Raw genomic sequence first — 20,129 nt, forward strand, 5'->3', positions numbered from 1 at the left:
CGATATGTCAGCTTGTGTCGCCATCTTGTGCGCCGCCTTTGCCTATTGGCGGCAGCAAATACCGGCGGGCGGGAAATAACGGAAAATAATGGCAAGGAGTCTGAAAAAAGCCCTCTTTTTTGTCACCTGGTCGCAACATTTTTCTGTAATTGTTAGCCAGCTCGCGGCGACCCTTAGCGGAAACGGGCAGAGTAGGCGCCATGGTCGGCCAAGGCCGCCATGATACGCAATCAGGGTTGTAATCAGGTGCTGCGGCCCGCTTGGCGGGGCGCAAAACATAACATCAAAAAGAAAAAGGAAACTGGCATGTCAGGAAGACACTCTCTGGTAGCGCTGGCCGTCGGGCTGGCGCTGGCGGGACCGGCACAGGCACAGCTGCTCATCAGCGAATACCTGGAAGGCTCGGGCAACAACAAGGCGGTGGAGCTGAGCAACCTCGGCAGCGACCTCGTCGATCTCTCCCAATACCGGTTGGCACTCTACGCCAACGGCAAACCCATCAGCGAATCCCCCACCAACAGCCTGACGCTGCAAGGCACGCTGGCCCCGGGCGCCACCCTGGTGCTGGCCAACCCCTCCGCCAGCAGCGAGATCCTGGCCAAGGCCAACCGCACCAGCGGCAACCTGGTGTTCAACGGTGACGACGCCCTGGTGCTCTATCGCGGCAGCGAGATAATCGACAGCTTCGGCCAGGTCGGGGTGGATCCGGGCACGGCCTGGGTGTCGGGCAACGTCTCGACCCTGGACATGACCCTGCGCCGCAAGGCCACCGTCACCACCGGCCGGACTGAGGCAACCGGACCCTTCGATCCAGCGCTGGAATATGTGGCCGCCCCGAAAGATGACGCCAGTGGCCTGGGTTGCAGTGGCGATGGTCCCTGCGATGGCACCCAGCCGCCCGCCTTCGTCTGCCCGGTGGACAGCCTGGTGCCGGTGCCCGCCATTCAGGGCCCGGGCACCAGCAGCCCGCTGGTGCCGGCCGGCAAGTTCGAATCGGAACAGGCCTACGCCACCCGCGGCGTGGTGACTCAGGTGGTCAGCGGCCTCTACAAGGGCTTCTTCATTCAAGATGAGCAGGGGGACGGCGATCCGGCCACCTCCGACGGCCTCTTCGTCTACAGCACCAAGGCCAACGCTGCCATCGTGCCGGGGGCCGAAGTGTGCGTCTCTGGCAAGGTGAAGGAGTATTTCAACCAGACCCAGCTCAACGCCGACGAGCTGGTGGTGACCCGGCCGCAGGGGGCCATCCCGGCCGCGGTGGATCTGCTGCCGGTGGCGGGCGAGAGCCTGAGCCAGCTGCTGGAGCGTCACGAGGGGATGCAGGTACGGCTGGTGCCGGGCTCCAGCCTGGTGGTGACCCGCAACTTCAGCTTCGATTACGACGGCAAGCGCAACAACCTGGTGCTGGCCTATGGTGCGCCGCTTATCAAGTCGACCCAGAAATTTGCCGCCATGAGCCAGGAGGCGAGCAACTGGGCTCTGCGCAACCAGCAGAACCAGCTGGTGGTGGAGACCGACGCCAAGGCGCCGGACGGCGTGCTGCCCTGGTTCCCCGGCTTCAACGCCGAGGACGGTTACCTGCGCATCGGCGACAAGCTCAACGGGCTGGAAGGGGCGCTTGGCTACTCCTACAACCTGTTCCGACTGGTGGCCAGCAACCACATCGACGCCAGCCAGATAGATCACAGTGGCTGGGATCGGGTGGAAACGCCGGAACTCGCCGAGGCGGGGGATCTGCGGGTCGCCAGCTTCAACGTGCTCAACTTCTTCACCACGGTCGTGGGCGGGGATGCCAACCCCACCGGCAGCAACCGGGGCGCCTTGACGGTGGCGGAGTTCGAGCTGCAGCGCACCAAGATCGTCAGCGCCATCACCCGCCTCAATGCCGACGTGGTGGGGCTGATGGAGATCGAGAACAACGGCTATGGCGACAACTCCGCCATCGCCAACCTGGTGGCGGCCCTCAACGCCGCCCAGCCGGATGAGGCGGATCACTACCGCTGGATTGCCTCGCCGGATGGCAAGCCGATTGGCACCGACGCCATCACGGTGGGGCTCATCTACCGACCCGCCAAGGTGACCCCGGAGGGGGCTGCCAGCCTCATCGCGCTGCCGGTGCAGCAGGCTGAGGCGGTGGATGCCAGCGGCAAGCCGGTGACCATCAATCAGGGGATGCGCGAGTCACTGGTGCAGCGCTTCAGCTCGCCCAAGGGGGATGCGCCGCTGACTCTGGTGGTCAACCATCTCAAGTCCAAGGGTTCCGCCTGCTTCGAGGATTACCCCGACTACGCCACCGCCGATCCGCTGGATGGCCAGGGCCACTGCAATGCGCTGCGGGTCTCCGCCGCCAAGGTGCTGGGGGAGCACCTCAAGGATTTGGCCGGGGATCTGCTGCTCATCGGCGACATGAACGCCTACGGCATGGAGGATCCCATCCGGGTGCTGACCAACTATGATCCGGCCGCTCAACCCCGTCAGATCATGAGCGCCTCCTTCACCACCCTGGCGGGTCAGCCCTATGAGGAGAGCGGCAGCGCCCTTGGCAAGGGGTATGGCCTTATCAACCTCAACACCCGCTTCCACGGCACCGACACCTACTCCTACAGCTATGAAGGTGAGCTCGGCAACCTGGATCACGCCCTGGCAAACCCGAGTCTCGCGGCCAAGGTGATCGGCATCGAGGATTGGCACATCAACTCCGCCGAGAGCAACTTCTTCGAGTACGGCAGCAAGTACAGCGGCCAGCTGGCGAAATCCGAAGGGCCCTTCAGCGCCTCGGATCATGATCCCGTGCTGGTGGCCATCCAGTATCCGCTGCCGCCTGCCGGGGTATTGAGCCTCGAGAGCGCCGCTGCGAACGTGGAGGAGGGCAACACCCTGGCCTTGAGCGTGGCGCGCCGTGACGGCACCTATGGGGAGGCCAGCGTCAGCTACCGCATTGCCTACGGCAGCGCCGATGCCAACGACGTGGCGCCGCTTACCGGCACCCTGCACTGGGCCGCCGGACAGAGCGACAGCCAGACCATCAGCATCCCGGTGAAGAGCGACACCCTGAACGAGGGGGACGAGACCTTTACCCTGGAGCTGTTTGACCCGAGTGGCGCGACCCTGGGCGAGCAGCACCAGACCCTGGTGACCATCAAGGACAAGCTGGCGCCGTCCACCATCTCGCTGGCGCGCGCCAGCCTGACGGTGAACGAGGGGCAGTGGTTTGCCGAGATCCCGCTGGTGCGCAGCGGTGATCTGAGCAAGCCGGCCCGGGCCCGGGTGGCCCTTGACGGAGTCACGGCGCGCTGGGGGCTAGATTTCCTGCCCTGGTTCGGTCAGTCGGTGAGCTGGGCCGCGGGCGAGGGGGGCAGCAAGTCGGTCAAGGTGCTGATCATCGATGACTGGTTTGTCGAGCCCACCGAGCAGTTCAAGGTGAGCCTGGCTGCGTTGCAAGGTGGCCAGCCGGGCAACCTGCAGGAGACCCGGGTCGACATTCTGGACAACGACAAGTCCTGGTGGCCTTTCGGTCGCCACTGAGGATGACTTCTCAATATAAAAAGGGGCCTGCGGGCCCCTTTCTGTTGTTGGTCACCTTGCTGTTGTCAGCCGGGAGTACCGAAAACAGCGAGGCCCATCACCAGGATGGGCCTCTGAGCTGGACCAGCTGACGGGATCAGCTGCCGCTCTGAGGGCCGTCGATCACCAGCTTGCCATCCTTGACCGGGATGGTGGCGCCGGGGGCCTTGTTCATGCGGATCACCCCTTCCTGACCGGCGAGGCGGTAGGTGACGTCATAGCCCAGGGTACGGGTGCTGCTCTCCTGCACCGTCTTGCAGCGCTGCTCGGTGGTGGTGTAGGTATCACCGGCCTGCATGTTGCCCTGCACCTGGTTGCCGGCATAGCCACCGGCCACGGCACCTGCGGCGGTCGCCACCTTCTTGCCGTTGCCGCCGCCGAACTGGTTGCCGAGCACCCCGCCTAGCGCCGCGCCGACCACGGTACCCAGGATCTTGTGCTCGTCCTGCACCGGCTTGCGGTGGGTCACGGTGACGTTGCGACATTCCTGACGGGGGGTCTTGATGGTCTCGGTCACCGCTTTGCTGGCCAGCACTTCGGCGAACTGAGGCTGTGATGAAAACAGGGATCCGCTGGCGGCGGCTGACAAGGCCAGCGCAGAGGCCACACCGATCCCGACTCCTGCCAACATGGATTTGTTCATTTTTTCTTCTCCTCAAATGCATCACGGGATGCGTCTCTTGCTTGCGGTCATCTTGGCACAAGGGCAAGGAGGCACAAGGCAAAGCCGGTGCGGGCACGACAGCCCCTGACTGCATCGAAAAGAGCCTCGTCAAAAAGGTGTCGGGCTTTGGCGACAAGGGGCGGGGGGAAGGCTACAAAAGCGATCTGCGAATGGCATTTTGCGATTCAGCTGGACCTGTTTTCCCATTTTGCGCCAAGCTCCTGCCACCGCTGGCTGGCGCAGTGGCAAACCAGAGGAACTTGTCATCCACCAGCGTCAGTCAGGGCGCGCCAACCGCTTGATAAATCACTGTTGCCGGGATGGCTGGCGGCCGATAACAGATCACGGCAAGCATTATGCTTGCTCTGTTGGCAGAGAGAATAAATCGCGCGTCTCTGGCGGCCCGCTCCAATGTGAGCCGGCAGGCGCCACCCGCAGTCAGGCCAGATCGGCTGCGGTCATCCGGTCAGCAAGGGGGTTCATATGTCGATGCTGCCAAGATGGATACAACCGGCCGTGCAGGCCGGCATCATCACCCGGGAACAAGCCCAGCGGCTGCTGGACTCCCTCTATCAACCCCTCTGTGAGACGGCGCAGGAGCTGCCCGCCGACCTTGCCGACATCAGCCTAAAGCTCTTCTGTTTTCGCCAGCAACACAGGGTGCGTCACTAGGCTCTCCAGATCTGCACCCTGGATAAGGCATGACCCCCGCCGGGGCGGGGGCCATGTGCCCTAGATCATCATCACCTGCGCCACCAGCATCAGGGCGCCAAATCCCAGCACAAAGCCCACCATGGGCAGCACGAACCTGACCCACTGGTTGAACTGGATACCGAGCATCTGCAGGGTGACCAGCACCAGCCCGGTGGGGGCCAGGAACAGCATGGCGTACTGTCCCCAGTTGTAGGCCGACACCACTATGTAGCGCGGGATCATCACGGTATCCGCCAGCGGCGCCATGATGGGCATGGAGAGCACCGCCAGCCCCGAGGAGGAGGGCACCACCAGCCCCAGCAGGGTGAACACCAGCATCTGGGCCACCGCAAACACGGCGCCGTGCATGCCGGCCACCAGACTGGAGGCATAGGCTAGGATGGTGTCCGAGATCATCCCCTGATCCAGCACCAGGTTGACCCCCCGCGCCAGCCCGATGATGAGCGAGACGGCCACCAGCTCGGACGCGCCCTGGGTGAAGGCCTCGACCGCTTCTTTCTCCTTGAGGCCGGAGATGAAGATGATGACGATGGCGACGGCAAGGAAGGAGGCCGCCATCTGCGGGAACCACCAGCCAGCCATGGAGACGCCCCACACCATCAGGGGGAAGGCGAGGATGAACAGGGTCAGGATGATCTTGCGGCGCAGGGTGAAGGGGACCCCTTCATCGAGGGAGCCCTCTTTCAGGAAGCGGGCCCGGAAGCTCTCTCTGTCCTCATAGGTGTAGGAGAAGGCGGGGTTGGCTTTGATCTTCTTGCAGTACCAGTAGAGATAACCGATCACCACCAGGGTGCCCACCAGACAGCCGACGGCGCGAACGCTCAGCCCCTCGGTAAAGGGGATGCCGGCGGCGTTGGAGGCGATCACCACCGAGAAGGGGTTGATGGTGGAGAAGGTGGTGCCCATGGAGGCGGCAAGGAAGATGGCCCCCACGCAGACGATGGCGTCATAGCCGAGCGCCAGAAAGATGGGCACCAGGATGGGATAGAAGGCGACGGCCTCCTCCTCCAGTCCGCAGGTGGTGCCCCCCAGCGCCATCACAAAGCAGACCAGCGCCACAAACAGGAACTCGTTGCCCCGGGTCTTGCGCGACAGCGCCACCAGCCCGGCGTTGAAGGCCCCCGTCTTGTTGATGACGCCGATCAGCCCCCCCAGCACCAGGATGAAGACGATGATGTCGGCTCCCTCTATGGTGCCCTTGACCATGCTCACTGCCACGTCGGAGAGCCCCTTCGGCGCCTGGGCCAGCCGCTCATAGGTGCCGGGGATGGCGATGGGCTTGCGGATGGTGCCGTTGACGAACTGCTCCACCCCGATATTGATGTCGAGCCTGGTCAGCTCATCCTGAGTGGCGGGCACGCGCCGGGTTTCCCCTTGCGGCGTGTTGATGGTCAGCATATGGCTGGCGGGATTATAAGAGAGCTTGGCATAGGCGCCCGCCGGAATTATTCAGGTGAGGGCGATGGCCAACAACATGATCAAAAACAAAATGGTAAACGCGGTGGGAAATTGTCTGCGGGTCTGGGTATTCGGCTCGGCACACATAAAATGCTCCTCGATAAAGCAGGTTCGGGCTCGGCGGAATATCGGGTCGATAGGGTTCCTTCGTCATGCAGCGAGAGTGCGCAAACTCACTGGTTGTGGCGCATCGTATGGCGAGAAATCTGGCCTGATATTGAACATCCGGTAGATTGTTTCACCAAGAAACCATAACCCGCCGAGGGGAAGCATGAACAGCGCTGCGGGCCTGCTTTATGGAAGCCGTCACAAAATATATTTAATGGGAGGTTTGTCATTAATTTATTGGCAATAAACCGATGCGCTTGCTTATGCCATAAATATCCAGCTGGCGATGTTTGTAAATATATCGATATCGGTAATCCTGCAACCAGATATGGCCAGCTTGCATGCAAGCATCAGCATATTCATTATTTGCCGGGTTTTATGCCGAGGATATTGGCCATCGACATTTGTCGCTGAAAAAACAGGCATCAGCATGCAGCTTGGTCAGACTAGCGGCGCCAGCACGGCGCCTCTAAGACGTTTTGCTAATACCTGCGACCATCACCTCGCGCTAGGCTGTGATCCCCGATACGAGCACCCTCTGGCAGGACGCCAGAGGGTGGTTGCCGGCGCTCCCGGGAGCGCACCGCTTTTGCTACCTGCGAGGAAGGAACCCGATGACAGAGCAGAACATCTATCAGCGCGATCTGGAAAAAAATCCCGCCAATTACCAGGCGCTGACCCCCATCAGCTTTCTGGGGCGGGCCGCCCGGGTCTACCCCGACTATCCGGCGCTGATCCACGGCCCCCTGCGCCAGAGCTGGGCCCAGACCGAGCAGCGCTGTCGCCAGCTGGCCTCGGCCCTTCGCCTGCATGGCATCGGCGAGGGGGATACCGTCTCCATCGTCGCCCCCAATACCCCGGCCATGTTCGAGGCCCACTTCGGGGTGCCCATGAGCGGCGCCGTGCTCAACACCATCAACACCCGGCTCGATGCCGAGTCGATGGCCTTTATCTTCCAGCATGCCCAGAGCAAGGTGGTGCTGGTAGACAGGGAATTCGGCGCCGTGGTGCGCAAGGCGCTGACATTGATTGAACTCGCGCCGCTGCTCATCGCCATCGACGATCCCCTCTACCGAGAGGGGGAGCTGGTCGGCGACCTCGACTATGAGGCGTTTCTTGCAGAGGGGAATGGGGATGAGCCCGGCTGGCTGCCGCAAGATGAGTGGCAGGCGATCTCCCTGAACTACACCTCCGGCACCACCGGCAACCCCAAGGGGGTGGTCTATCACCACCGCGGCGCCCACCTCAATGCGGTCAACAACGTGCTCTCCTGGGAGCTGCCCAAGCACAGCGTCTATCTCTGGACCCTGCCGATGTTTCACTGCAACGGTTGGTGCTTCCCCTGGACGCTGGCAGCTACCGCCGGGGTGAGCGTCTGCCTGCGCCATGTGCAGGCGGCAGCCATCTATGAGGCGCTGCACGAGCACAAGGTGACCCACTTCTGCGCCGCCCCCATCGTGCTCAACATGCTCAACAACGCCGATCCGGTCCTCAAACGCGGGCTCGACCACCCCATCAAGGCGATGACGGCAGGGGCGGCGCCACCCGCCACCGTGATCGCCGGCATGGAGGCGATGGGGATTGCCGTGACCCACGTCTACGGCCTCACCGAAACCTATGGCCCCTGCGTGCTGTGCGAACCGCAAAGAAGCTGGCAGGGGCAGGATGCCACCACGCTGTCGCGTCTGAAAGCACGTCAGGGGGTAGCCTCACCCCTGCAGGGAGAGATGCGGGTCATCAATCCGGTCAGCGGCGAGCCGGTCCCCCGGGATGGCAAGACCATGGGCGAAATCGTGCTGCGCGGCAATGTGGTGATGAAGGGCTATCTCAAGAATCCTTCTGCCAGCGCCGAGGCGATGGCGGAGGGGTGGTTTCGCAGTGGCGATCTGGCGGTATGGCACCCGGACGGTTACGTGGAGATCAAGGACAGATCCAAGGACATCATCATCTCCGGCGGGGAGAACATCTCCAGTCTGGAGGTGGAGGACGTGCTCTATCGCCATCCCGATGTGGACGAGGTGGCGGTGATCGCCATGCCGGACGAGAAGTGGGGGGAGGTGCCCTGCGCCTTCGTCAAGCTCAAGGAGGGGCGCGAACTCAGCCAGGCCGAGCTGATTGCGTTTTGCCGTGAGCAGATGGCCCATTTCAAGGCCCCCAAACGCATCATCTTCACCCCGCTGCCGAAGACCTCCACCGGCAAGGTGCAGAAATTTATGCTGCGCCAGCAGCTGGGGTAGGAGCTAGCCACTCTCATCCCAAGTTTTGAGTTGGTGCCATTTTGCCTGGAGCAAAATGGCACCAAACTTCTATGTCCATCAAACTCTTTCGGAGCTCACTCTGGTAATATCCTGCTCAATATCGAGGCAGGAAAATATTATGACGCGTGCAGAGTTTAATTGGGAAAACTCCATTGCATGGAGTGGTCCGGGAACCATTGAAGGAGTGCGGGATACTCTCGCAGGAGATCGACTGGATCGCGCTCGCTATGCCGAATTTCTGACCAATTATCTGGCGACAGAGGGCAAACAGCGCAACTATGTGTTGAACCTCAATGCCGAATGGGGGGCAGGCAAAACCTGGTTTATCAAGCGCTGGTATATGGAGCTGAAACAGCACTATCCCACCGTCTATATCGATGCTTGGCAGCAGGACTTTTCTGATGATCCCTTATTGACGGTGATCTCTTCGATTATTGACCAGCTAAAGCATGTTGCAGGTAAAGAGAACCCTATTCCCGAGAGAATGCGTCAGCGTTTGTTGGGATTATTTAAGGTCGGCGGCAAACTGGCATTGAAAGCGGCCATTAAGAAGGCTGGATTGGAAGAAGATGATTTTTCTCTGGAAGGGGCTGATGCCAATCAGCTGGTAGATGCCTTATGCAGTAATCAGAAAGAGCGTTATGAATCTATCCAGTATCTTAAACAAGAGATACGGCAATGGGTGGAAGGGGCTGTTGGATTAGGTAATGGAGATCTTGATTATCCCGCTTTTATTTTGATTGATGAACTGGATCGCTGCCGCCCCTCCTATGCGGTAGAAATGCTGGAAACAATCAAGCATATATTCGACATTCCCAAAGTTGTTTTTGTATTGGCAACGGATACCGAGCAATTGCAACATGCAGTGAAGGTGATTTACGGCGCTGATTTTGATGCACATACATATTTAAGTCGTTTTTTTAGTAGGCGCTTTAGCTTGTTAGCTGGTTCAAAACGACATTTTATAGAAAGTAATTTATCTAATAGTGTACTTGTAGATCATTCTTTTGATAATGTTTGGCCTAAAGGGTTAAATATAGAAGCTATTATCACAGTATTGTCATCCATATCTGATGCATGCCACTTATCTTTGCGAAGTACAGAGAAGTTAATTGACCGTATGACATTGGTACTTTTAAATTTAGAGAAAGACGATATTAATGTAGTCTTCTTGGCTTATATGCTTGCATTACATGAGATAAAACCATCCGATTATGAAATGATAATCACAATGGCAAGAAGCAGACAGAAACTGGCAAATGTAAAGATGCAGGAAATAAAACCAAAGGCATTAAATGAACTGCAAGGCTCAATATATCTCTCCATGAGAGCAGTGCAGGGAGTCGAATTTGTTTCTGGTGAATACAGTATTCAAATTGAAAATTTAATCAGAGACTATCTTTGGAGTTATCTTGGTGAACACAATAATGCATCTGTTCATCTATTAGAACAAAATAAAATTTTAATTGATCAGCATTCTCGATTTAATAGAGATGAGCACTGCGAGGCTCTGAAGTATTACATTTTAAATGCAGAGCTATATGAAAAATCCAGATTAGATATGTCGGTATATAGAAACTGGGTTGAGTTAGCGATGTCATTTGACTGAGCTTAACGGGCTGAATAGCCCGTTAAGCAATAAGAAAATTTATTTATTATGCCGTTCATAAAGCCGCTGAACGACATCCTGCAATCCCAGCCCCTCATTTTGCAGCAGCACGGTCAGGTGATAGAGCAGATCGGCGGATTCGTTGATAAGTTCCTCCCGATCCTTGGCCATGGCGGCCAGCGCCACTTCGACACCCTCTTCACCCACCTTCTGGGCGATGCGCTTGGTGCCTTTGGCATAGAGGCTGGCGGTGTAGCTGGTGGCCGGATCCGCGCCTTTGCGGGCTGCCAAGATCTGCTCGAGCTCGGCCAGGAAGCCAAGGGGCGGCACGGGGTGGCCGTCGAAGCAGGAGGGGTTGCCCAGATGGCAGGTGGGGCCGACGGGGTTGGCGGCGATCAGCAGGGAGTCCTGATCGCAGTCGGTGGTGATGGCGACCAGCTGGAGCACATGGCCCGAGCTCTCCCCCTTGGTCCAGAGGCGCTGCTTGCTGCGGCTGAAGAAGGTGACCTGACTGGTCGCCAGGGTTTTATCCAAAGCTTCCCGGGTCATAAAACCTTGCATCAGCACTTCGCCGCTGGCGGCATGCTGGACGATGGCGGGGATCATGCCGTCACATTTTGCCCAGTCCAGGCGTTCGGCGAGCGACTGCTCGTTGTTTACTGCTTGATTATTCACGGATGGCGACTCCTTCGGTTTTCAGCCAGCGTTTCAGTTCGGGAATGGGGATAAGGCCTTTGTGGAACACGGAGGCGGCCAGCGCTCCGTCCACGTCGGCGAGGGTGAAGGCATCGCGAAAGTGCTCCATGGCACCGGCGCCGCCGGAGGCGATGAGCGGCACCTTGCAGACGGCCCGCACCAGCTTGAGCTGCTCGAGATCATAGCCCTGGCGCATGCCATCCTGGTTCATCACGTTCAGCACGATTTCACCGGCTCCACGCTTTTGCGCCTCCTGCACCCAATCCAGGGTATGCCAGGCGGTGGTGCGGGTGCGGCTCTCGTCGCCGGTAAACTGTTTGACCTGATAGTGACCGCTCTGCGCATCAAAATAGGAGTCGATGCCCACCACCACACACTGCACGCCGAAGCGTTCGGCCAGTCGGGTGATGAGGGTGGGATCGGCCAACGCCGGCGAGTTGATGGAGACCTTGTCGGCCCCGAACTCCAGGATCTGGCGGGCATCCTCCACGCTCTTGATGCCGCCGGCAACGCAGAAGGGGATGTCGATGACTTCGGCCACCCGGCTTACCCAGCTCTTGTCCACCACCCGCTCATCGCTCGAGGCGGTGATGTCGTAGAACACCAGCTCGTCGGCCCCTTCGCTGGCGTAGCGGCGGGCCAGCTCGACGATGCCGCCCATCACCTCGTGATTACGAAACTGCACTCCCTTGACCACCACGCCATCTTTGACGTCGAGGCAGGGGATAATACGCTTTGACAACATGCTCGTTGCTCCATGTAAAGCACTGTTAAAACTAACGTTGTTGCCAACGGGCCCAGGGGCCCGGCGGCGAGTGAAAAAGGTGGCTTGCATGCTTTAACAGCGGGTTCCTGAGCGGGAAAAAGAGACCCGAAACGGGCGGTGTCTTCACTCGGGGGAGTACCACTATATGCACGACTTTATTCAGTGATTCAACCCTTTATCAAGCTTGCTCGCGCCCTGATGCCGGCTGGTGCCAGCAGGCGCCTGGCCGCTCAAACCTGGCTGAGAGCCATCTGCTGCCAGCAGCTCACGAAGGGTGAGCAGGGCACCATCAAAATCAAACACTTTCAGCTGGCGAGCCAGGATCTCGCCTGGCGTCCCCAAGGCGAGCAGCAGGGGGGCCGCGTACTGCTCAAACAGCGGGATCACGGCGGTGTCGCTCTGCACCAGCAACTCTTCAATCTGGCGCAGCAGCTGTTGCTGCCCGTGGCTGCCAAGCGGCGCGGCGCTCGCGGCGGGGCTGGGATCTTCTTCCCCCAGCAGACTGGGCAGTTCGCTGAGGAGGCGAGCGATCGGTGCCATCCGCTCGGCCAGGGGCTGGCTGTTGTTGGCCAGATCCTGCTCCAGTTGTTGGCTCTGGGCGGCCAGTTCCACCAGCCCGAGGGTGCTGGCCACCCCGCGCAGGGTGTGGATCAGCCGGCTGGCGGCCGGCCTGTCGCCAGCATGTAGATGGCTCTCCAGCTGCTGCATGTCCTGACTGTGCTCGCTGGCGAAGTGGCGCAGCAGGGCGACGTATTTGCTCTGGTTGCCCTGCAGCGCCGCCAGCCCCTGTTGCAGATCCATCCCGGGCAGGTTTTGCAGGCGGGTGAGGGGGCCAGTCAGCAGGTCGGTTGTCCGCCGCTGGTATTTGGGGGCGGCGGCCGTGCTGTGGGGCAGCCACTGCTGCAGCGCCTCGAACAGCTTGGCGGGGGTCACCGGTTTGGCGATGAAGTCATTCATGCCGGCGGATTCGCAGGCCTTTCTGTCTTCTTCGAAGGCACTGGCGGTCAGCGCCAGAATGGGAACCTGCTCCCAGCCCGGCAGGGCCCTGATGGCCCGGGTCGCGCTGTAGCCATCCATCAGCGGCATCTGTATGTCCATCAGGATGAGATCGAACGGGTGCTGGCTGACGCGCTCCAGCGCCTCCTGGCCATTGACCGCCGTCTCGATGACGAGGCCGCTGTTGTTGAGCAGCTCCAGCACCACCTCGCGGTTGATGGCGTTGTCCTCCACCAGCAGTACCCTGGCGTGGTTGGCAAAGAAGAGGGCCTGCTGCACCGTCTGTTCGAGCGGCGCCGGTTGCTGCGGTTCGCCCTGACCCACCGCGAGGCGGGCGGTAAACCAGAAGCAGCTGCCCTTGCCAAGGGTGCTGGTGACCCCGACTTCCCCGCCCATCAGGGTGGCAAGCCGGCTGGTGATGGCAAGCCCAAGGCCGGTGCCGCCATATTTGCGGGTGGTGGAGACATCCGCCTGCTCGAAAGCCTGAAACAGCTTCTCGCTCTGCTCCGGGCTGATGCCGATGCCGGTATCCTCCACCTCGAAGCGCAGCAGATAGCCGCCGGCAAGCGGGTGGTCCACCCTGACCCGCAGGGTGACCGAGCCCTGTTCGGTGAATTTGATGGCGTTGGCCGCGTAGTTGAGCAGCGCCTGACGCAGGCGGGTGATGTCGCCGTGCACCCAGGCCGGGGTATCGCCGATGTCGACTATGATGGTGAGCCTCTTGGCACGAGCCTGCTCGCTCATCAAGGCGCTGACGTTGTCCAGCATGGCGGTAAGGGAGAAGTCGCTCTGCTCCAGTGCCATCTTGCCCGCGTCGATCTTGGAGAGATCCAGGATGTCGTTGATGATGGTGAGCAGGTGCTGGGCGGCGTTGTCGATCTTCTCCAGTCGATCCTGCTGGGTGTGATCCGGCGTGTCGCGCTTGAGCAGGTAGGTGAGCCCCAAAATGGCGTTCATCGGGGTGCGGATCTCGTGGCTCATGTTGGCCAGGAAGGCACTCTTGGCGCGGTTGGCACTCTCCGCCCGTTGATGGGCCTGAGCCAGCTGCAGGGTGCGTTCGTTGACCATCTCCTCCAGGTGGTAGCGGTACTGGTCCAGCTCCTCGCCGAGCTGCTTCTTCTCGGTGATGTCGGCCTGCACCGTCACGTAGTGGGTCACGGCTCCATTCTCCTGGCGAATGGGAGAGACGGTGGCGAGCACCTGATAATGAGAGCCGTCCTTGCGCCGGTTGATGAACTCGCCGTGCCAGCGCTGGCCGCGCTTGATGGCATCCCACAGGGCGATGTAGGTGGCCTTGGGGGTGAGGCCGGAGCGCAGCAGAGAGGGAGTCTGCCCTATCACCTCGCTCTGCTGGTAGCCGCTGGCAGCCAGGAAGGCGACGTTGACATATTCGATGCGGGCCTGGGTATCGGTGATGAAGACGCCATCCGGACTCTGCTCCAGCGCCAGTGAAAGCTGGCGCAACTGCTGCTCGGCCTGCTTGCGCTCGGTGATGTCGAGGTGGATGCCGAGCAGGCGCAGCGGGCGCTGCTGGGCATCCCGGTAGATGCTGCCCTTGCTGCTGAGCCAGCGTACATCGCCGTTTGGCAAGAGGATCCGAAATTCGATCTCGATGGGTTTACCGCTTGCCGGCAGCTCCGCCAGCAACTTGTCGAGACGGGGCTTGTCGTCCGGGTGCAGGCAGCTGTGCCACTGCTTGAACTCGCTGAGCTGCTCGGCGCTGCGGCCATAGAGGCGGGCGCATTCAGGGGAGAAGAAGAGCCGGCCACCCTGCATGTTCCACTCCCAGATCCCGACGTGGGCTCCCTCCTGGGCCATCAGCAGTCGTTGCTCGCTCTCGCGCAGGGCGCTGCTGGTGGTTTCGGCGCGGATGCGGGCGCTGATGGCGTCGTCCATCAGGTTGAGCGCCGCCAGCCTGGCGCGGCGCTGGGTATCGAGGGCCACCTGCTGGTTGTGCAACAGTTGCTGCTCGGCCAGCTTGCGTTCGGTGATGTCTTGCACCGTGCCATACAGCTCGACGATGGTGCCGTCGTTGGCACGCAGGGCGGCGCCACGGGCGATGATCCAGATGGGTTCGCCCTGTTCGTGGATCACCTCGGCATCGCACTCGTAGGGCAGGCCATCCTGCAGACAGCGCTCGACCGACTGGGCGATGGCGCGCCAGCCATCCTGGGTGAAGTACTTCCTCACCTCGGGGTAGATGGCGGGGGGCAGGGAGGGATCGCGGCCATAGATGCGGTAGATCTCCGGCGACCAGAAGTGGCTGTCGTCGGCGATGTTCCAGCGCCAGTTGCCGATCTTGGCCAGGTGCTGGGATTCGCGCAGGATCCCTTCGTTGCGGCGCAGCGCCTCTTCGGTCTCCTTGCGCTGCTGGTGATCCTCGATGACCGAGATGAAATAATCCGGTTTTCCCTTGAGGTCCTTGACCAGCGCCACCGTCAGGGTGATCCAGAGGACCTCGCCGCCCTTGCGCAGGTAACGCTTCTCCAGGGTGTAGTGCTGCCGTTCGCCCGCCAGCATCTGGGCGACGTAGGTCTGGTCGATGAAGAGATCATCCGGGTGGGTGATCTGCTGGAAGGTCATGCCCATCAGCTCGTCGGCCTGGTAGCCCAGCATGTCGCACAGCCGCCGGTTGACCCGCAGCCACTTGCCATCCGGGGAGACCAGGGCGATGCCGACCGCAGCCTGCTCGAAGGTGGCCTGGAAGCGGGTCTCGCTTTGTTGCAGGCGGGACTGGATGCTGCTGAGCTCCTGCCAGCGCTGGGTTTCCCGGGCGCGGGAGCGGTGCATGGCTGCGCTGAGCAGGCTGATGAGAACGCCATTGGCGATCAGAATGCCCCACTGCACCAGATCCTGCCCGGCGCCGATGCGCAGCTCGTGAAGCGGGGCGAGTAGAAAGTAGGTAGTGAGCAGACCGCTCACCAGGGTACAGAGCAGGCCGGGCAGCAGGCCACCGAGCAGGGCGCAGACGGTGATGGGCAGCATGAACAGCACCAGCAGCGGCCGCTCGCCAAAGGCGATGGGCAGCTGGACCCGGATCTGCAGCATCAGCACGGGCAGCAACACCGCCAGCAGGCAGACCCCCCAGCGCTGTCTGGGCTGGCGAGGATGCCACAGTGAAGACCAGCGCGTCATAGGGACTCCTCCGGCGGGGTGGGGGCCTGCGGATAGGGGGGTTGTTGCCCGAGCTGAAGTGACAGCTCGTTGATCTTGTGCTTGAGGGCCAGCATGGCCAGCTCCCGGTCCACCATCACCTTGTTGAACCGCTCCAGTTCATTGTTTTGCTGGCGAAGCTCGCTGGCTTGACGGGTCAGGGCCTGCTCGACCTGTTCGCGCTCGGTGACATCCAGCAGCAGACCAAGCACGGCAGGTTGGCCGCGATAGTCGACACGGCGCCCATAGAGCTCCATCTCGATGTTCTGGTGGTCGTGGTGCAGGGCGGTGAAGCGGGTGTGGATCTCGCTGTCTTCCTGTTCGCAGCGTTGCAGCTGCTCAGCCACCCTGGCGCTGTCTTTCGGACTGGCGAGGGCGTGCAGGGTGCCAATTTTGAGCAGGGTAGCGGTCGAGGCGTAGCCGAACAGGCGGGCAAAACCTGGGTTGATGTAACAGAGCTGACCCTGCTGGATGATGTAGATGCCGGCCAGTGACTGTTCCACCAGGGCGCGAAACAGCCCCTCCCGCTCGCGCAGGCCCGCTTCGGCCCGCTTGAAATCCGTGATGTCGCGAGAGATGCCGAAGATGCCTATCACCTGGCCATCGCTGTCCTGCAGCGGCCCCTTGGTGGCGAGAAACACACGCTCGCCGCCTGGTAGGGTCAGGTACTCCTCCTGAGTCTGTACCCGGTTGTTGGCGATCACCTGTTCACCCAGTGCCATCAGCATGCGGGCCTGATCGGGGGGAAAGATGGCCATGTCGTCCTGACCCAGCATCTCGCTGGCCGATTTGCCGACGAACTGGCTGGCGGCGCGGTTGAACAGGATATATTTGCCCTCTCTGTCCTTGGCGAAGATGGCATCTTCCGAGCTGTCGGCGATGGCGGAGAGCAGTTGCAGCGCCTGCAGGCGGCCGGCTTGGGACTGGCGAACCTGCTCGGCCATCTGCAGTCGGGTGTGCTGGCGCAGCAGCACGATGCCGGTGTTGGCGATAAGCAGCACCAGCAGGCCAATGAGCCCAATCCAGACGCTCTCTTTGAGCTCCGCCCGGGTGAGTTCGGCCTTGTCTATCTTGGCCAGCAGATACCAGTCGGTGCCCATGACCGGCTGTACGGTGCCAAATACCGGCGTGTTGCGGTAATCCTTGCCAAAGAAGAGCGCCTTGCCCTCTTCATTGCGACTCTGCTGCAGGAACTGGACTGCCAGCAACTCCTTGCTGCTGACGGGCAAATGCAGGGTGAGAGCCGAACCGGGGCGATAGCGCACATCGTTGAGAAACTGGATCTGATCGCCGCTGCGGCGAAACAGCAGGGCCTCACCGCTGCTGTCCGGCACCGGCCATGACTTGAGAATGTTGTTGAGCCAGTCACTGCGGCTTATCTGCAGCACGATGAAAGGTGACTTGTCGCCCGCCATGGGGAGTGGGGCGATAAAGTCGAGGCGGGCTTGACCCTGTTCGTCCAGATAGGGGCCGACCCGGGTGATGCTGCCGCTTTTTGCGTCCTTCAACGCTGCGCGCAACTGGGCGCTCAGGCCGCTGGCATCCGGGGTGTGCCACAGCAGGTTGCCTTCTGGCGAGAGCACGCTGGCGGCACTGAAGCGGCGAATGGAGATAAATTCGTCCAGTTTGGTCATCAGGTTGGCATGACCGGCACGGGTGGCTTGGGCTTCGCGATAGAGGGCGGCATATTGCGGATTTTCAAACAGAATGTGGGCGTCAAATTCCCGGGCGCTGAGCCATTCGGTGATGCGTTTGCTCTTGAGATCGGCAATGGTTTCGAGCCGGGCGGCCTCTTTGTCCTGGGTCAGGTTGATGTTCTGGGCGATGGCCATGGCGGTCAGGGCCAGGATCAGGCCGTTGAGCAGCACGAACGGCAACAGCTGGCGCCGGGAAGGGGAAGTGGTCACCGTCGGCTGGTCGATGCGCCGGCGCAGCATGGTATAGAGCATGGTGGCGGTGATGAGGATGAACAGCCACCCCTTGATGGTGCTGGCCAGCGCGAACTGGGCCGGGGTGCTGAACAACCACTCCACCGCCTTGTCGGAGAGCAGGATCCACAGGCTCGCCACTGCGGCATAGGTGAGCACGACGTTGAGCACATGGGCCCGGGTCAACGAGGGCTGCTCAGCCATGTCTGGCCTCATTGTCATCCTGGTAGCGCTCGGCGATGGCGACGAACTGCTCGAAGTGGTTGTCAAATGCCGTCACCACATCCGGGTCGAAATGCTGGCCGCTGCCGGAGAGGATCAGGGCGCGCGCCTCTTCATAGGGCATGGCCGCCTTGTAGACTCGCACATTGATGAGCGCATCGAACACGTCCGCCAGTGCCATCAGGCGGGCCGAGAGCGGGATGGCGTCCCCTTGCAGGCCGTCGGGATAGCCGCTGCCATCCCACTTTTCGTGATGCCAGTGGGCGATCTCCTTGGCCAGGGTGAGAAACACCAGCGGCTGCTCGATGTCCCGCTCGGCCTCTTCGATGGCGTCGCTGCCGAGCTTGGCGTGGGTGCGCATGATCTGCCACTCCGCCGGGGTCAGCTTGTCCGGTTTGAGCAGGATCTGATCCGGAATGCCCACCTTGCCGATGTCGTGCAGCGGCGCCGAGCGGCTCAGCAGATCGATGTAGCGGGGGGTCAGGGTGTCGGTAAAACGGGGGTGACTGGCCAGCGCACAGGCCAGTTGCCTGACGTAGCCCTGGGTGCGCAAGATGTGATTGCCGGTCTCGGGGTCGCGGATCTCCGCCAGATGGGCGAGTGCCCGGATGGAGACTTGCTGAATGAGGTCGTTCTCGGTCATCCGGCGTGCCACCTCGGCCTCCAGCGCCGCGTTCTGATTCTGCAGGCCGTCGCGGGCCTGTTTGGCCTCCAGCTGGGTGCGCACCCGCGCCTGGACGATGGCCGGTTTGATGGGCTTGGTAATGTAGTCGGCGGCTCCCAGCGACAGACCGTACTCCTCGCTCTGGGGGTCGGCGAGGGCGGTGAGCAGCACCACCGGAATACGACTGGTTGCAGGGGTAATACGCAGCTGTTTGAGCACCTCATAGCCGTCCATGCCAGGCATCATCACATCCAGCAGGATGAGATCCGGGATTGTCTTGCCAGTGGCGATCCGCAGACACTTCTCCCCGCTCTGGGCGGCGAGCACCCGATAGGTGGGAGAGAGCAGGTCGGTCAGCACCATCAGATTTTCGGGTGAGTCATCGACAATCAGGATGGTGGCGGAGTGAGATGTAAACATAGGTCCTCCGTGACGTTGTCTCAGTGAATTCGAGTATAGAGTCAATTGTTACCAAGTAATAAGGACTTACCTCGATTTACCCCTTGATGAAGAGGCTTCCGGCCGGATGGCCCGGCAGGGAGCCTCTCTCTCAATCGACGTCCTGATGGCGACGCTGCGGCTTGTTTACAGGCTGCCATTCCCCCAGCAGGCGATGGCATCCCCTACCGAGAACTTGCCCTCCAGCAGGGCGCGGCCGAGGATGATCCCCTTGACCCCTGAACCCTTGAGCGCCTCGATGTCTTCGATGCCGCCAATGCCGCCGGAGGCCTGAAAGCCGACGCTCGGATAACGGGCGCAGAGATCCCGGTAGAGCTCGACGTTGGTGCCTGAGAGGGTGCCATCACGGCTGATGTCGGTACAGAGCACGTGCTTGAGACCGGCGGGCAGAAAGCGCTCGATCAGCGCCTCGATGGTCACCCCGCTGTTCTCCTGCCAGCCGGCCACCGCGATATGGCGATTGCCCTGGGCATCAATGTTGACGTCCAGTGCCAGCACGATGCGCTCGGGGCCGTATTTTTCCATCCAGCTGGCCACCAGTTCCGGCGATTTGACGGCGGTGGAGCCGATCACCACCCGGCTGGCGCCGGCGGCCAAGAGGTCAGCCACATCCTGCTCGCTGCGCACACCGCCCCCCACCTGCACCGGTGCTTCGGTGGCCGACAGCAGCTGGGCGATGAGGGGGAGCTGGCGCGCCTTGGCATCCTTGGCACCGTCAAGGTCCACCAGGTGCAGTTGCACCGCCCCCTGGGAAACATATTCGTCGAAGCGGGCCTGCGGGCTGTCGCTGTAGGCGGTCTTCTGGCCGTAGTCGCCCTGATAGAGCCTCACGACTTGGCCGTTAATCAGATCAATGGCTGGGATAATCAT

General features: G+C 61.1%; 11 protein-coding genes and 1 pseudogene. 4 read left to right on the forward strand and 8 right to left on the reverse strand.

All coding sequences use genetic code 11. The annotated features are described in order from the left end of the window. The first annotated feature begins 306 nt into the window (after nucleotides 1–306). Nucleotides 307–3,525: an ExeM/NucH family extracellular endonuclease gene (locus tag ACPW75_RS08130; RefSeq protein ID WP_077095467.1), complete on the forward strand. Its 3,219-nt coding sequence runs from the start codon at nucleotides 307–309 to the stop codon at nucleotides 3,523–3,525. A 136-nt stretch (nucleotides 3,526–3,661) separates the two neighbouring features. Here the strand turns inward: ACPW75_RS08130 and ACPW75_RS08135 are convergent, their stop codons facing one another. Next, nucleotides 3,662–4,207, reverse strand: coding sequence for a glycine zipper 2TM domain-containing protein (locus tag ACPW75_RS08135; RefSeq protein WP_016350791.1), 546 nt, complete (start codon nucleotides 4,205–4,207; stop codon nucleotides 3,662–3,664). 504 nt (nucleotides 4,208–4,711) lie between these two features. Here ACPW75_RS08135 and ACPW75_RS08140 point away from each other — a divergent pair. Further along, nucleotides 4,712–4,900 (forward strand): hypothetical protein, encoded by a 189-nt coding sequence (locus tag ACPW75_RS08140; protein ID WP_017764436.1) that lies wholly within the window; start codon nucleotides 4,712–4,714, stop codon nucleotides 4,898–4,900. Nucleotides 4,901–4,960: 60 nt separating this feature from the next. Here the strand turns inward: ACPW75_RS08140 and ACPW75_RS08145 are convergent. Continuing rightward, nucleotides 4,961–6,487, reverse strand: a pseudogene (locus tag ACPW75_RS08145) (YfcC family protein). Between the two features lie 635 nt (nucleotides 6,488–7,122). Between ACPW75_RS08145 and ACPW75_RS08150 the strand changes: the two are divergent. Together ACPW75_RS08150 and ACPW75_RS08155 are read left to right on the forward strand one after the other, a co-directional pair. Further along, a complete protein-coding gene (locus ACPW75_RS08150; RefSeq protein ID WP_077095465.1) occupies nucleotides 7,123–8,745 on the forward strand; it encodes an acyl-CoA synthetase in 1,623 nt (540 codons plus the stop codon). Between the two features lie 139 nt (nucleotides 8,746–8,884). Further along, nucleotides 8,885–10,375, forward strand: coding sequence for a KAP family P-loop NTPase fold protein (locus ACPW75_RS08155; protein ID WP_077095464.1), 1,491 nt, complete (start codon nucleotides 8,885–8,887; stop codon nucleotides 10,373–10,375). Nucleotides 10,376–10,414: 39 nt separating this feature from the next. On the opposite strand, the gene hisIE is transcribed toward ACPW75_RS08155, so the two are convergent. The 6 genes from hisIE to hisA all read right to left on the reverse strand — a co-directional run bounded on the left by hisIE (nucleotide 10,415) and on the right by hisA (nucleotide 20,129). Continuing rightward, nucleotides 10,415–11,050: a bifunctional phosphoribosyl-AMP cyclohydrolase/phosphoribosyl-ATP diphosphatase HisIE gene (hisIE, locus tag ACPW75_RS08160; protein WP_077095463.1), complete on the reverse strand. Its 636-nt coding sequence runs from the start codon at nucleotides 11,048–11,050 to the stop codon at nucleotides 10,415–10,417. Beyond that, nucleotides 11,043–11,816, reverse strand: a complete 774-nt coding sequence (gene hisF / locus ACPW75_RS08165; RefSeq protein ID WP_010633929.1) for an imidazole glycerol phosphate synthase subunit HisF — start codon at nucleotides 11,814–11,816, stop codon at nucleotides 11,043–11,045. Before hisF ends, hisIE begins: the two co-directional genes overlap by 8 nt. 180 nt (nucleotides 11,817–11,996) lie before the next feature. Beyond that, nucleotides 11,997–15,968: a PAS domain S-box protein gene (locus tag ACPW75_RS08170; RefSeq protein ID WP_077095462.1), complete on the reverse strand. Its 3,972-nt coding sequence runs from the start codon at nucleotides 15,966–15,968 to the stop codon at nucleotides 11,997–11,999. Further along, on the reverse strand, nucleotides 15,965–18,118 hold the full coding sequence (locus ACPW75_RS08175; RefSeq protein ID WP_077095461.1) for a PAS domain-containing protein: 2,154 nt from the start codon (nucleotides 18,116–18,118) through the stop codon (nucleotides 15,965–15,967). Before ACPW75_RS08175 ends, ACPW75_RS08170 begins: the two co-directional genes overlap by 4 nt. Continuing rightward, nucleotides 18,111–19,220 carry a response regulator gene (locus ACPW75_RS08180; protein ID WP_016350784.1) on the reverse strand — a complete coding sequence of 370 codons (1,110 nt, stop codon included), beginning with the start codon at nucleotides 19,218–19,220 and terminating at the stop codon, nucleotides 18,111–18,113. Before ACPW75_RS08180 ends, ACPW75_RS08175 begins: the two co-directional genes overlap by 8 nt. Before the next feature lie 165 nt (nucleotides 19,221–19,385). Continuing rightward, nucleotides 19,386–20,129 carry a 1-(5-phosphoribosyl)-5-[(5-phosphoribosylamino)methylideneamino]imidazole-4-carboxamide isomerase gene (gene hisA / locus ACPW75_RS08185; RefSeq protein ID WP_044800028.1) on the reverse strand — a complete coding sequence of 248 codons (744 nt, stop codon included), beginning with the start codon at nucleotides 20,127–20,129 and terminating at the stop codon, nucleotides 19,386–19,388.

It is taken from the genome of Aeromonas sp. FL131 (assembly GCF_049860615.1).
In the GTDB taxonomy this organism is placed as follows: domain Bacteria; phylum Pseudomonadota; class Gammaproteobacteria; order Enterobacterales; family Aeromonadaceae; genus Aeromonas; species Aeromonas hydrophila.